Annotated in this window: 16 protein-coding genes and 1 tRNA gene; 16 read left to right on the top strand and 1 reads right to left on the bottom strand. The window is 66.6% G+C overall.

All coding sequences use genetic code 11. The annotated features are described in order from the left end of the window. Positions 1-132 (top strand): integrase core domain-containing protein (locus tag AC5P5R_RS02575; RefSeq protein WP_139338732.1); only part of this gene is annotated, 132 nt, incomplete at its 5' end. Between the two features lie 140 nt (positions 133-272). Here AC5P5R_RS02575 and AC5P5R_RS02570 read toward each other — a convergent pair. Beyond that, positions 273-842 carry a Maf family protein gene (locus tag AC5P5R_RS02570; protein ID WP_012479286.1) on the bottom strand — a complete coding sequence of 190 codons (570 nt, stop codon included), beginning with the start codon at positions 840-842 and terminating at the stop codon, positions 273-275. A gap of 113 nt (positions 843-955) precedes the next feature. On the opposite strand from AC5P5R_RS02570, the gene AC5P5R_RS02565 reads away from it, so the two are divergent. The 15 genes from AC5P5R_RS02565 to AC5P5R_RS02495 all read left to right on the top strand — a co-directional run bounded on the left by AC5P5R_RS02565 (position 956) and on the right by AC5P5R_RS02495 (position 13,125). Then, complete coding sequence (locus AC5P5R_RS02565; RefSeq protein ID WP_012479287.1) at positions 956-1,465, top strand: YceD family protein; 510 nt, start codon at positions 956-958, stop codon at positions 1,463-1,465. Between the two features lie 107 nt (positions 1,466-1,572). Continuing rightward, positions 1,573-1,767 carry a 50S ribosomal protein L32 gene (gene rpmF, locus AC5P5R_RS02560; RefSeq protein WP_005408308.1) on the top strand — a complete coding sequence of 65 codons (195 nt, stop codon included), beginning with the start codon at positions 1,573-1,575 and terminating at the stop codon, positions 1,765-1,767. Between the two features lie 91 nt (positions 1,768-1,858). Further along, entirely contained in the window at positions 1,859-2,836 is a 978-nt protein-coding gene (locus tag AC5P5R_RS02555; protein ID WP_005408309.1) for a beta-ketoacyl-ACP synthase III, read from the top strand. A 78-nt stretch (positions 2,837-2,914) separates the two neighbouring features. Then, the gene (locus tag AC5P5R_RS02550; RefSeq protein ID WP_164281637.1) at positions 2,915-3,697 is read left to right on the top strand and encodes a BUD32 family EKC/KEOPS complex subunit; all 783 of its coding nucleotides are present in this window, start codon (positions 2,915-2,917) and stop codon (positions 3,695-3,697) included. A gap of 256 nt (positions 3,698-3,953) precedes the next feature. Further along, complete coding sequence (gene fabD / locus AC5P5R_RS02545) at positions 3,954-4,898, top strand: ACP S-malonyltransferase (protein WP_049419366.1); 945 nt, start codon at positions 3,954-3,956, stop codon at positions 4,896-4,898. Positions 4,899-4,980: 82 nt separating this feature from the next. Further along, on the top strand, positions 4,981-5,724 hold the full coding sequence (gene fabG / locus AC5P5R_RS02540; RefSeq protein ID WP_005408312.1) for a 3-oxoacyl-ACP reductase FabG: 744 nt from the start codon (positions 4,981-4,983) through the stop codon (positions 5,722-5,724). 152 nt (positions 5,725-5,876) lie between these two features. Continuing rightward, on the top strand, positions 5,877-6,116 hold the full coding sequence (gene acpP, locus AC5P5R_RS02535) for an acyl carrier protein (protein ID WP_005408313.1): 240 nt from the start codon (positions 5,877-5,879) through the stop codon (positions 6,114-6,116). Positions 6,117-6,259: 143 nt separating this feature from the next. Next, positions 6,260-7,522, top strand: a complete 1,263-nt coding sequence (gene fabF, locus AC5P5R_RS02530; protein WP_012479290.1) for a beta-ketoacyl-ACP synthase II — start codon at positions 6,260-6,262, stop codon at positions 7,520-7,522. 214 nt (positions 7,523-7,736) lie between these two features. Continuing rightward, positions 7,737-9,101 carry an aminodeoxychorismate synthase component I gene (locus tag AC5P5R_RS02525; protein ID WP_012479291.1) on the top strand — a complete coding sequence of 455 codons (1,365 nt, stop codon included), beginning with the start codon at positions 7,737-7,739 and terminating at the stop codon, positions 9,099-9,101. A 197-nt stretch (positions 9,102-9,298) separates the two neighbouring features. Next, positions 9,299-10,360, top strand: a complete 1,062-nt coding sequence (mltG, locus tag AC5P5R_RS02520; protein ID WP_012479292.1) for an endolytic transglycosylase MltG — start codon at positions 9,299-9,301, stop codon at positions 10,358-10,360. Beyond that, a complete protein-coding gene (gene tmk / locus AC5P5R_RS02515; protein ID WP_005412450.1) occupies positions 10,357-11,022 on the top strand; it encodes a dTMP kinase in 666 nt (221 codons plus the stop codon). The genes mltG and tmk overlap by 4 nt, the downstream gene beginning before the upstream one ends. Further along, positions 11,019-11,975 (top strand): DNA polymerase III subunit delta', encoded by a 957-nt coding sequence (locus tag AC5P5R_RS02510; protein ID WP_012479293.1) that lies wholly within the window; start codon positions 11,019-11,021, stop codon positions 11,973-11,975. The genes tmk and AC5P5R_RS02510 overlap by 4 nt, the downstream gene beginning before the upstream one ends. After that, entirely contained in the window at positions 11,972-12,325 is a 354-nt protein-coding gene (locus AC5P5R_RS02505; RefSeq protein WP_005412452.1) for a PilZ domain-containing protein, read from the top strand. The genes AC5P5R_RS02510 and AC5P5R_RS02505 overlap by 4 nt, the downstream gene beginning before the upstream one ends. 111 nt (positions 12,326-12,436) lie before the next feature. After that, positions 12,437-12,511, top strand: a tRNA-Val gene (locus AC5P5R_RS02500). A 233-nt stretch (positions 12,512-12,744) separates the two neighbouring features. Then, positions 12,745-13,125 (top strand): tautomerase family protein, encoded by a 381-nt coding sequence (locus AC5P5R_RS02495; RefSeq protein ID WP_005408320.1) that lies wholly within the window; start codon positions 12,745-12,747, stop codon positions 13,123-13,125. Positions 13,126-13,143: the final 18 nt, after the last annotated feature.

The following is a 13,143-nucleotide window of genomic DNA, read 5'->3' as shown; positions in this document are numbered from 1 at the left end:
TCGGACCAGCGCAATTCCGTGCTGACCCAATGGCTGCACCACTACAACTGGCACCGCCCTCACATGGGGATCGGTGGCCAGCCACCTATTTCCAGAGTCCTGCTGAACAACGTGGTGGGTTTACACAGTTAGTCGACTGCTCTTCCAGCCGCCGGCAAAACCCCGCGCTGCGCGCGATGGTCGACTGACAGTCGACGCTACCCGGCTCAGGTCCTACCCGGCCCGTGTCCGGCCTGTTTCCGCGATCGGTGCCGGCAGTCAGTGTGTCGCCTTCAGGGCACCGCGAACCCTGCCTGGCGCAGCAACCCGCACAGCGCGATCAGCGGCAGGCCGATCAGCGCGGTCGGGTCGCGGTTGTCGATCGCTTCGAACAGGCTGATGCCCAGACCCTCGCACTTGAAGCTGCCGGCACAGTCCAGGGGCTGTTCGGTGGCCACGTAGCGTGCGATCTCCTCCTGGCCCAGCGCGCGGAAACGGACCTCGGTCAGATCCACGGCACTGAATGATTCTCCGTCTCGCGTGAGACTGATGGCGGTATGGAAGCGTACTGTCTGCCCGGACATCGCCGCCAGCTGCGCGCAGGCCGCCCCGGCCGTGCCCGGTTTACCCAGCGGCCGCCCGTTCAGGTCCGCCACCTGGTCCGAGCCGATCACCCAGGCGCCGGGGTGGCGGGCGGCGACTTCGGTTGCCTTGGCCGTGGCAAGGCGCGTTGCAAGGGCCAGCGGCGTCTCACCGTTCAACGGGGTTTCATCCACCTCCGGGCGCGCGCAGTCGAAGGGCAGGCCCAGCCGCTGCAGCAACTCGCGGCGGTAGCGGGAGGTGGAGGCCAGGACCAGTGACATGCGAGAATACCGGGGCAGGGTGCGGCAGTCTGGCCTGTGCGCAGCGCCAGCAGCAAGTGCTGTATGGCGGGCATTTGACAGCAGCCCCCCCGATCCTTAGTATTCAGCGGCTTATGTCCGCGAACGTGCCCGAATCGCTGGATGCTTGGCGGATGGTCGTAGCGCGAAGGCGCTTCGACGGCCAGGTCTCCCTGGCTGAATTGACCCGCCTGCAGGGGCTGGTCGCAGATACCGACGGCGAGTGTTCCTACTCGCTTGAATTCGGTCGCGACGAAGTCCTGCGGGTATCCTATGTGGAACTGACCATCGACACCGCGTTGCCGCTGACCTGTCAGCGCAGCATGCAGCGATTCCTGTTGCCGGTGAAGGTGACCCAGAGGCTTGGCCTGATCCGCGACGAGGACGAGGAATCGTCCCTGCCGGAGGAGTACGAGGCGTTGCTGGTGCCGGAAGACGGCCAGCTGCGTCCGCTGGACCTGGTCGAAGACGAGTTGGTGCTGGCGGTGCCGGTGGTTCCACTGTCGCCCGACGGTGAAGCAGTCGACAAGGACTGGGCGCCGAGCGAAGAAGAAACAAAGAAGGCCAATCCGTTCGCGGCATTGGCGGCATTGAAGAAACAATAGCAGCCGGATTGTCGTCGGCGGCTGCGGCGAAAGCGAAAGTGTGCTGGGCGCTGGCGTCCTGCGCGACGATACGACGAAGCAAAACGAACCGAGTTTGGAGCAATCCCATGGCTGTGCAGAAATCCCGTGTTACCCCGTCCCGCCGCGGCCAGCGCCGTTCGCATGACGCCCTGAGCGCCAAGCAGCTGTCGACCGACCCGACCACCGGCGAAGTGCACCTGCGTCACCACATCACTGCCGACGGTTTCTACCGCGGCAAGAAGGTCATCCAGACCAAGACCTCGGCCGTCGAAGAAGATTGATGTGCCGGGAAGGCCGCTGCCCCCGGGCAGCGGCCTTTGCCTTCTTTCCCGGGCGTGCCGGTGATCGGCGGCCCGCGCAACAGGAAACATGATGAGCAAGCGGATCTATTCGAGGATCGCGGGCACCGGTAGCTATTTGCCGGAAAAAGTCCTGACCAACGCCGACCTGGAAAAAATGGTCGAAACCTCGGATGAGTGGATCCAGTCGCGCACCGGAATTCGTGAACGGCACATCGCGGCCGAAGGCGAAACCACCAGCGACCTCGGCTACCAGGCCGCGTTGCGCGCACTTGAAGCGGCCGGTATCGACGCTTCGCAGCTCGACATGATCGTGGTCGGTACGACCACGCCCGACCTCATTTTCCCCTCCACCGCGTGCCTGATCCAGGCCAAGCTCGGTGTTGCGGGGTGCCCTGCCTTTGACGTCAACGCCGCCTGCTCGGGCTTCGTGTTCGCGCTGGGCGTGGCCGACAAGTTCATCCGTTCCGGCGACTGCAGGCACGTGCTGGTGATCGGCACCGAAACGCTGACCCGCATGGTCGACTGGAACGATCGCACCACCTGCGTGCTGTTCGGCGATGGCGCCGGCGCCGTCGTGCTCAAGGCCGACGAGGAAACCGGCATCCTCAGTACCCACCTGCATGCCGACGGCAGCAAGAAGGAGCTGCTGTGGAACCCGGTGGGCGTCTCGACCGGCTTCAAGGACGGCGCCAACGGTGGTGGCACCATCAACATGAAGGGCAACGACGTGTTCAAGTACGCCGTCAAGGCGCTGGACTCGGTCGTGGACGAGACCCTGGCTGCCAATGGCCTGGACAAGTCCGACCTGGATTGGCTGATTCCGCACCAGGCCAACCTGCGCATCATCGAAGCCACCGCCAAGCGCCTGGACATGTCGATGGACCAGGTGGTGGTGACTGTCGACAAGCACGGCAACACCTCGTCCGGCTCGGTGCCGCTGGCGCTGGACGCCGCGGTGCGTTCGGGCCGCGTCGAGCGCGGCCAGCTGCTGCTGCTGGAAGCCTTCGGCGGCGGCTTCACGTGGGGTTCGGCCCTGCTGCGCTATTGATAGTGCAAGTTACGACAATGTGAAGTTTTGTCGTTACGGCCCCTCTGGGGCCGTAACGCGTTTAAAGGAGTACACGTCATGGTTGAGCCCATCGTCATCGAAGGGCAGCGCGCCTGGCTGAAGCAGTACGGCAAGGGAAGCCGCGCAGTGGCCCTGGGCCTGCTCAATTTCGTTGCCCGCCGTTTCCATCTGGACGCCCTGCGGCCACCGCCGCACCGTGGTGGTGATGCCGCGCGAGAAACCGAAGCCCGTCGCCTGGGAGAACTGCAGGCGCAAGGCGTGAACGTGCCCGACGTGCTGGGCAGCGGCCACGCCGCGCTGGTGATCGGTGACAACGGCAGCTCGTTCAATACCTGCCTGCGCCAGGCCGATGAGGCCGGCCGCGACCGGCTGGTGATGGCGGCCATGCAGGCCATCGCCGAAGCGCATGCGCGCGGCGCCTATTTCGGCCAGCCGCTGCCGCGCAACCTCACCTGGGATGGGCAGAAGGTGGGCTTCATCGACTTCGAGGAAGATCCGCTGGAAGTGATGGATCTGTCCGAAGCGCAGGCCCGCGACTGGCTGATGTTCGGTTACGGCGTGGCCAAGTACTACGCCGACCGCCCCGAGCAGCTGCAGGCGATGATGGCCGAGGCGATGGGCGAGGCCCAGGCGCCTGTGCGCGAACACGTGCACGCGGTCAGCGGCCGCCTGCGCAGCCTGGCCCGGGTCTGCATGAAGCTGGGCCGTTCAGCGCGCGCGCTGGCGCATTCGATCTTCATCGCCCATGGCGCCAGCACGGCGGGCGTACTGATGCTGGTGGGCCTGTGCGTGGACTTCCTCGCCGACGGCGACCTGAACGTGCTGCAGCTGTTCTGCTGATGGCAGGTTCGCGCTGCTGGCAGGTTGGCGCTGCGGTAGAGTCGACTGTCAGTCGACTTCCGCGCGCAGCGCAGGTTTTCAGCGGCTGATCGAAGGGCAGTCGACTGTCACTCGACTCTACCTGGGCGGGGCACCGCACCGGATGCGGGGTTGTCCCGCGGCGGCGCTCCATACGCCTGCATACGCGCACGTACAGACGACACAGCGGATTCGCCCTTATCATGGCCCGCTTCGATTGCAACAAGCGGATGACCGCGTGACCGTATCCACCCTCGCTTTTGTCTTCCCCGGCCAGGGCTCGCAGTCTGTGGGCATGGTGGCCGAGCTGGCCGAACTGCACCCGCAGGTGCGTGAAGCCTTCACCGAAGCATCCGATGGTGCCGGCGTCGACCTGTGGGCGCTGTCCCAGGGTGGCCCGGAGGAAATGCTCAACCGTACCGAATACACCCAGCCGGCCCTGCTGGCCGCGAGCATCGGCGTGTGGCGTGCCTGGAACGCCTTGGGCGGTCCGCGCCCGTCGGTGCTGGCCGGCCACAGCCTGGGCGAGTACACCGCCCTGGTCGCCGCTGGCGCGCTGAGCCTGCATGACGGTGCGCACCTGGTGCGCCTGCGCGGCCAGCTGATGCAGGAAGCCGCACCGGCCGGTGTCGGCGCCATGGCCGCCGTGCTCGGCGCTGAAGACCAGCTGGTGCTGGACGTCTGCGCCGAAGCCGCGGGCAGCCAGGTGGTGGTGCCGGCCAACTTCAATTCGCCGGGCCAGATCGTGATCGGCGGCGACGCAGATGCGGTTGACCGCGCGCTGGCGCTGCTGGCCGGGAAGGGCGTGCGCAAGGCCGTCAAGCTGGCCGTGAGCGTGCCCTCGCACACCCCGCTGATGCGCGAAGCCGCCAACCGCCTCGCCGAAGTGATGGCCGGCCTGTCCTGGCAGGCGCCGCAGCTGCCGGTGGTGCAGAACGTGGATGCCCAGGTGCATGACGGTATCGACGCGATCCGTACCGCGCTGGTCCAGCAGCTGTACCAGCCGGTGCAGTGGACCGGATGCGTGCAGGCGCTGGCCGGCCGTGGCATCACCCGGATCGCCGAGTGCGGCCCGGGCAAGGTGCTGACCGGCCTGGTCAAGCGCATCGACAAGGCCATCGACGGCCGTTCACTGGCCACCCCGGGCGACTTCGAAGCCGCCCGCGAGGCATGGTCGGCCTGACTCCCCCTGTTCCTGCCGACCGTACCGGTGGCCGCTGCACGCGGTACGGGTACGGCGGCCGCCCCAGCCTGAGGAAAACATCATGAGCAAGCCCCTGCAGGGTGAAATCGCACTGGTCACCGGCGCCAGCCGTGGCATTGGTGCCGCCATCGCCGATCTGCTGGCCGCCCAGGGCGCCACCGTCATCGGCACCGCCACCACCGAATCCGGCGCTGCCGCGATCGGTGAGCGCCTGGCCGCCCACGGCGGCCACGGCCGTGCACTGAACGTGACCGACGCTGCCGCGCTGGACAGCGTGCTGGACGGCATCGCCAAGGAGTTCGGCCCGATCTCGATCCTGGTCAACAATGCCGGCATCACCCGCGACAACCTGCTGATGCGCATGAAGGACGAGGACTGGGCGTCGATCATCGACACCAACCTGACCAGCGTGTTCCGCACCAGCAAGGCGGTGATGCGCGGCATGATGAAGGCACGCAAGGGCCGCATCATCAACATCGCATCGGTGGTGGGCGTGACCGGCAATGCCGGCCAGGCCAACTACGCGGCCGCCAAGGCCGGCATCATCGGCTTCAGCAAGTCGCTGGCCAAGGAAATCGGTTCGCGCGGTGTCACCGTCAATGTGGTTGCTCCCGGCTTCATCGACACCGACATGACCAAGGCGTTGCCGGAAGAAGCGCGCACCGCGCTGATCAACGACATCGCCCTCGAACGCCTGGGTTCGCCGGAGGACATCGCCCATGCGGTGGCCTTCCTGGCCAGCCCGGCTGCCGGTTACATCACCGGCGAAACCCTCCATGTGAACGGTGGCATGTACATGCCGTAAGCAAGGGGCGCAGGGATTGCGCCGCAAGTGGTTGATCTGCTGAGGTTTTTGCTGCGATGCAAGGCCGCGCCGGTTTCCACTACACTATCCCACGGCCATCGCCTTTGATGGCGACCACTTTTGAACCACAACTCCATCTGGAGCGAGATCCCATGAGCACCATCGAAGAACGCGTCAAGAAAATCGTCGTCGAACAGCTTGGCGTCAAGGAAGAAGAAGTCACCAACAGCGCATCGTTCGTCGATGACCTGGGCGCTGACTCGCTGGACACCGTCGAGCTGGTGATGGCCCTGGAAGAAGAATTCGAGTGCGAGATCCCGGACGAAGAAGCCGAGAAGATCAGCACCGTGCAGGCCGCCATCGACTACGTCAAGGCCCACGTCAAGGCCTGATGTCAGACGGCAGTGCGCGTGCAGGTATTTCCTTGCCGCGCACCGCACCCCATGGGGCCGCTGTTGCGGCCCCGTGTGTTTGGGCATCACATCGAAGCAAACCGAGTTACCCGTAGAAATCATCCGGGTCAGGAGAAACAGCAATGAAGCGTCGCGTCGTCGTAACCGGCCTGGGTATCGTCTCGCCGTTGGGCAATGATCTGGCCAGCAGCTGGGAAGGCATCACCCACGGTCGTTCGGGCATCGGTCCGCTGACCAACGTTGCTGATGCCTACGTGGATCGGTTCACCACCAAGATTGCAGGTGAGGTCAAGGGATTCGACATCACCGCCGACAATGAACTGTTCGGCAAGTTCCGGGTCAGCGGCAAGGATGCCAAGAAGATGGACCCGTTCATCCATTACGGCCTCGGTGCCTCGTTCATGGCCCTGCATGATTCGGGCCTGGAGATCACCGACGCCAATGCCGAGCGCATCGGCGCCATCGTCGGCGCCGGCATCGGCGGCCTGCTCGGCATCGAAGAGCAGACCATCGAGTTCCACGAGGGCAAGAAGATCTCGCCCTTCTACGTACCGAAGACCATCATCAACATGCTGCCGGGCCAGCTGAGCATCATCACCGGCCTGAAGGGTCCGTCGTTCTCGGCGGTCTCGGCGTGCGCGACCTCGAACCACTCGATCGGTACCGCGATGCGCATGATCCAGTACGGCGATGCTGACGTGATGGTGGTCGGCGGTGCCGAGCGTGGCTCGTCGCCGACCGCGCTGGGCGGCTTCTGCGCGATGAAGGCCATGAGCACCCGCAACGATGCCCCGGAACAGGCTTCGCGCCCGTGGGACAAGGACCGTGACGGCTTCGTGCTGGGCGACGGCGCCGGCATCCTGATCCTGGAAGAGTACGAGCACGCCAAGGCCCGTGGTGCGAAGATCTATTGCGAACTGGCTGGCTTCGGCGCCAGCTCCGACGCGTACCACATGACCGCACCGAGCGAGAACGGCGAAGGCGCCGCGCGCTGCATGGTCATGGCCATGAAGGACGCCGGCGTGACCCCGGAGCAGGTGGGTTACCTCAACGCGCACGGCACCTCCACGCCGCTGGGCGACCTGGGCGAGACCATGGCGATGAAGACCGCCTTCGGCGACCACGCCTACAAGATGATGGTCAGTTCCACCAAGTCGATGACCGGCCACCTGCTGGGCGCTGCCGGCGGCGTGGAAGCGATCTTCTCGGTGATGGCACTGCAGGACAACGTCATTCCGCCGACCATCAACCTGGAACAGCCGGGCGAAGGCTGCGACCTGGACTACGTGCCGAACGAAGCACGCCAGGCCAAGGTGGACGTGGTGATGTCCAATGGCTTCGGCTTCGGCGGCACCAACGGCACGCTGATCTTCAAGCGCGTCTGAGTGGTGTTGCGACGTCGCGCCACGCTCGACGTCGCATTGGTAGAGTCGACTGTCAGTCGACTGCCTTTCGATCCGCCGCGGTGATCGTTGATGGGAAAGCAGTCGACTGACAGTCGACTCTACCCATCGGCAATCCGACAAACGGATCAACGCCGTGCACCACGGAGCCGCCGCAAGGCGGCTTCCGTGCATCTGAACTCCCGAACTGGCTGCCATGACCCACGCACCGCTGATCCACCCGCTGCCGCACCCGATCGATCTGCTGGCCCTGCAGCAGCACGACCCGGCGCGTTTCCCGCTGCTGATGGAATCCACCGCCTCGGGCACCGCCCAGGGCCGCTGGAGCCTGCTGCTGGTCGCGCAGGGCGATGGCCTGCGGCTGGATGCCGACGGCCAGGTGCGCGACCAGCACGACCTGGTGCAGCCCGGCACGTTCCTGCAGGCACTGGATCGCGCCTGGCAGCATGAGCGCCTGTCGCATGACGGCAGCCACAGCCTGCCGTTCCGCGGCGGCTGGGCGTTGATGCTCGATTACGAAGTGGCCAGCCAGATCGAACCGGTGCTGCCGGCGCGTGCTCGCGGGGATGGCCGCCCGACCGCGCTGGCGCTGCGCTGCCCGGCCGCGGTGCTGCACGACCACCACAACGAGGCCAGCTTCGTCATTGCCGAAGCCGGCGAGCAGGCATTGCTGGATGCGCTGGTGGCACTGGCCTCGGCCGCGCTGCCCGAAGCCGGGCAGGGCTGGCAGCCACCGCAGGCGGTCGGCGAGGACGCGCCGCAGCGTTTCACCGATGGCGTGCGCCGGGTGATCGAGTATCTGCGCGCCGGCGACGTGTTCCAGGTGAACCTGTCGCGGCGCTGGAACGCGCAGTTCGCTGCGCCGGTCAGCCCGCAGGCGCTGTACGCACAGCTGCGTCGTGCCAACCCGGCGCCGTTTGCCGGCCTGTTCAGCGCGCACGGCCGCCATGTGGTCAGTTCCTCGCCGGAGCGGCTGGTGTCGGTGCACGCCGGCCATGCGCAGACCCGTCCGATTGCCGGTACCCGTCCACGCTTCGAAGGCGACGACGATGCCGCGCGCATCCAGGAACTGGTCGGTCACCCCAAGGAGCGCGCCGAGCACGTGATGCTGATCGACCTGGAGCGCAACGACCTGGGCCGCATCTGCCTGCCGGGCACCGTGGTGGTCGATGAGCTGATGACCGTGGAGAGCTACGCGCACGTGCACCACATCGTCAGCAACGTCAGCGGCCATCTGCGCCCGGAGGTCACGCCCGGCGAGGTGATCGCCGCCACGTTCCCGGGTGGCACCATCACCGGCTGCCCGAAGGTGCGCTGCATGCAGATCATCAGCGAGCTGGAGCAGGTGCCGCGCGGCGCCTATACCGGCGCGTTCGGCTGGCTGAACCGCGATGGCGACCTGGACCTGAACATCCTGATCCGTACCGCCGAAGTGGATGGCCACGAGGTGAGCTTCCGCACCGGCGCCGGCATCGTGGTCGATTCGGACCCGGACAAGGAGCTGGACGAGACCCGCGCCAAGGCCCGCGGCCTGCTGCGCGCACTGGGCCAGCAGGGGTAGTGCCGGCCGCTGGCCGGCAACCTCATTCATCCGCGGTCCACGCGATTGCCGGCCAGCGGCCGGCACTACCGGTACCGGCGGGTGCCGTTGTTCCGGTGGGTGCCGACCGTTGGTCGGCACGGCTGCGTGGCCCCGGTCATGACCCCAATCCACCGGCACGGTATCCTGCACGACGGAATCGAGTTCAGAGGTAGTCCATGGCGGGAGCCAAGCGCGGGTGTCTGTTCGTGGTAACGCTGGTGGTGGTGCTGGGCGCCGTCGTGGCCGGCGTGGGCGCGTGGTTCTTCTACCAGCAGACGCGTTTCGCCGATGCCCCGATCACCCCGACTGCCGAGAGCATGGTCATCGCCAGCGGCGATGGCATGAACAGCGTGCTGCGCAAGCTGCGCGATGCCGGCGTGGACGAGGGCCAGGACACCCAGTGGCAGCTGCTGGCGCGTCAGCTTGATGCCGCCGGCAAGCTGAAGGTGGGCGAGTACGCGCTCAGTGGCGACCTGACCCCGCGCGAGCTGCTGCTGCGCATGCGTGCCGGCAAGGTGCTGCAGCACCGCGTCACCATCGTGGAGGGTTGGAACATCCGCCAGCTGCGTGCCGCGCTCAAGCGCGCCGAGCCGCTGCTGCACACCACCGACAATCTCGATGACGCCGCGCTGATGCAGCGTCTCGGTTTTGGTGGCCAGCATCCGGAAGGCCGCTTCCTGCCGGAGACCTATGTCTACCAGCGTGGCGACAGCGATCTGGACGTGCTCAAGCGCGCCCATGCCGCAATGGAAAAGGCGCTGGACGAGGCCTGGGAAAGCCGCGCGCCGGACCTGCCGATCAACACGCCCTACGAGCTGTTGACGATGGCCTCGATCATCGAGAAGGAAACCGCGCTGGCCAGCGAACGCCCGCAGATTGCCGGCGTGTTCATGCGCCGCCTGAAGATCGGCATGCGCCTGCAGACCGACCCGACCGTGATCTACGGCCTCGGTGCCGCGTATGACGGCAACATCCGCCGCCGCGACCTGACCACCGATACGCCGTACAACACCTATACCCGTGCCGGCCTGACCCCGACCCCGATCGCGATGCCCAGCCGCGACGCGCTGATGGCGGCCGCGCAACCCGCGGCGGGCGACGCGCTGTACTTCGTCGCGGTGGGCGATGGCAGCGGCGCGCACGTGTTCTCGCCCAGCCTGGACCAGCACAACGCCGCAGTCGCCCGCTACCTGCAGCAGCTGCGCCAGCAACGTACCCAGGAGACCCCGGCGCAATGAGTCCCGCGCTGCTTCGCCACCCGCGTTTCGTCAGCCTGGAAGGCGGCGAGGGCGCGGGCAAGACCACCGCCATCAATGCCATCCGAGACTGCCTGCGCAGCCACGGTCATGAGGTGGTACTGACCCGCGAGCCGGGCGGTACGCCGCTGGCCGAGCGCATCCGCGGCCTGGTGCTGAAGCCCGATGCCGAGATCGCCGCCGAACCGCTCAGCGCCGAAGCCGAGCTGTTGCTGGTGTTCGCCGCGCGCGCGCAGCATGTGCGCCAGGTGATCCAGCCGGCGCTGCAGCGCGGTGCCTATGTGCTGAGCGATCGTTTCACCGATTCCAGCTATGCCTACCAGGGCGGTGGCCGTGGCCTCGACCCGCAGTGGATTGCCGATCTGGAGCGCCGCGCGGTGGGCCTGCTGCCGGGCCTGACCCTGCTGCTGGACGTGGACGTGGCCGTCGGCCGGGCACGCGCCAATGGCCGTGACCTGTGGCCGGACCGCATCGAGAGCGAACAGGATGATTTCTTCCAGCGCGTGCGCGAAGTGTTCCGCAGCCGCGCACAGCAGGACCCGCAGCGCTTCGCGTTGATCGACGCCGGCCAGGAGCAGGCGCGCGTGGCCGCCGATGTGGTCGCGCGTGTCGAGCGCTGGCTGCAGGACGGGGAGGGCGCATGAGCACGTTTTCGCCCTGGCAGCAGCGCGCGTTCGACCAGACCGTGGCCGCGCTCGATGCCGGTCGCCTCGGCCATGGCCTGCTGATCTGCGGGCCGGCCGGGCTGGGCAAGCGTGAGGTGGCGCTGGCATTGGCCGACCACGTGCTGGCGCGCGGTGATGCCGCGCATGCCACGCGCACGCGCCAGCTGATCACCGCCGGTACCCATCCGGACCTGCAGCTGGTCAGCTTCATTCCAAACAAGAGCGGCGACAAGCTGCGCACCGAGATCGTCATCGAGCAGGTGCGCGAGATCACCGACAAGCTGGCGCTGACCCCGCAGTACGGCGTGGCGCAGGTGGTGATCGTGGACCCGGCCGATGCGATCAACCGCTCGGCGGCCAACGCGCTGCTGAAGACGCTGGAAGAGCCGCAGCCCGGCCGCTACCTGTGGCTGATCAGCAGCGACCCGGCGCGCCTGCCGCAGACCATCCGCAGCCGTTGCCAGCGCCTGGAATTCAAGCTGCCGCCGCAGCACGAAGCGCTGGCCTGGCTGCAGCAGCAGGGCCACAGCGAAGCATCGGCGCGCGAAGCGCTGGAGGCCGCCCGCGGCCATCCCGGCCAGGCCGACAACTGGCTGCGCGAAGACGGCCTGAGCCTGCGCCGCGAAGTCGGTCGAGATCTGGAACAGCTGGCCGCCGGCAAGACCGGCGCGGTGGAGCTGGCGCAGAAGTGGTGTGGTGACGACAACGCGGCGCTGCGCCTGCGCTTTGCCGCCGACCTGGCGCTGGCCCAGGCCAGCACCGATGCCTTGACCACGCCGGAGCGATTGCACAAGCTTGCAGCCTGGTTCGATGCGGCCAACCGCACCCGCGACCTGCTGCGCACCACGGTGCGTGCAGACCTTGCGGTGGTCGAGTTGCTGCTGGCCTGGAACAAGGTGAACGAGCGGCCTGCCGCAAGGGGAAATCGATGAGTGCCAGCAACGCCCGCCAGGGCATCCTGTCCCTGGCCGTGAAGGACAAAGCCGCGCTGTACAGCGCGTACATGCCGTTCGTGAAGAACGGCGGCATCTTCGTGCCCACGCCCAAGCGTTACTTCCTCGGTGACGAGGTGTTCCTGCTGCTGACGCTGCCCGATTCCAGCGAGCGCCTGCCGGTGGCCGGCAAGGTGATCTGGGTGACCCCGGCCGGCGCGCAGGGCAACCGTACCGCCGGCATCGGCGTGCAGCTGGCCGACGGTGCAGAAGGCGAGGGCGTACGCCACAAGATCGAGACCCTGCTGGCCGGCCTGACCGGTTCGGACAAGCCGACCCACACGATGTGAGGTAGCGCCGGGCCATGCGGCTGCATGCCTCGAAACGCCCGTGAACACCAATGTGAAAAAGTGTTGACGGCCTCTGAAAAGCCCCTATAATGAGCGGCTCAGCAACACACCGGGCGGTTAGCTCAGCGGTAGAGCATTGCCTTCACACGGCAAGGGTCACAGGTTCGATCCCTGTACCGCCCACCATGTTGCAGAACGAAAGAAGCCTCCAGAAATGGGGGCTTTTTTGTTGCCTGGCCATCAGCGCGGCCTTCCGGCATCGTTGGAAGCGCGACTCACCGGCTCCCTCAACCGCGCGAAGCGCTCGGGGGACGCACTTCACCGATGCGGGCACAGGATTCCATCCATGCGCTGTTCCGTGGTTCACGGCCGGCGTACTCTCGAGGCAGTGCCGTGCCCCCATTCCCTGGAGTGCCACCATGCCGCTCGCCCGCATCGATCTTCGCAAAGGTAAATCCGCCGACTACCTGCAACGTGTCGGCGAAGCCATCTACCAGGCCATGCGCGCGGTGGGCGTGCCGGAGAACGACCGCTTCCAGATCTTCCAGCAGCACGACGCCGGCACGCTGATCTACGACCCCGGCTATCTGGGGGTGGACCGCACCGACGATTTCATCTGCATCCAGATCACCTGGAACGAAGGGCGTACGCTGGAGCAGAAGAAGGCGTTGTACGCCGGCATCGCCGATGGACTGCACGCGGCGGTGGGCATCCGCCGCGAGGATGTGTTCATCAATCTTGTTGAAGTAAAGAAGGAGAACTGGTCGTTCGGCAATGGCGTGGCGCAGTACGTGAGTTGATGCGCGGAAAGCACCACG

It is taken from the genome of Stenotrophomonas sp. YJH_SMC_19 (genome assembly GCF_059367915.1).
Note: the sequence above shows the minus strand (reverse complement) of the source record. Positions and strands in the feature narration are given on the sequence as shown.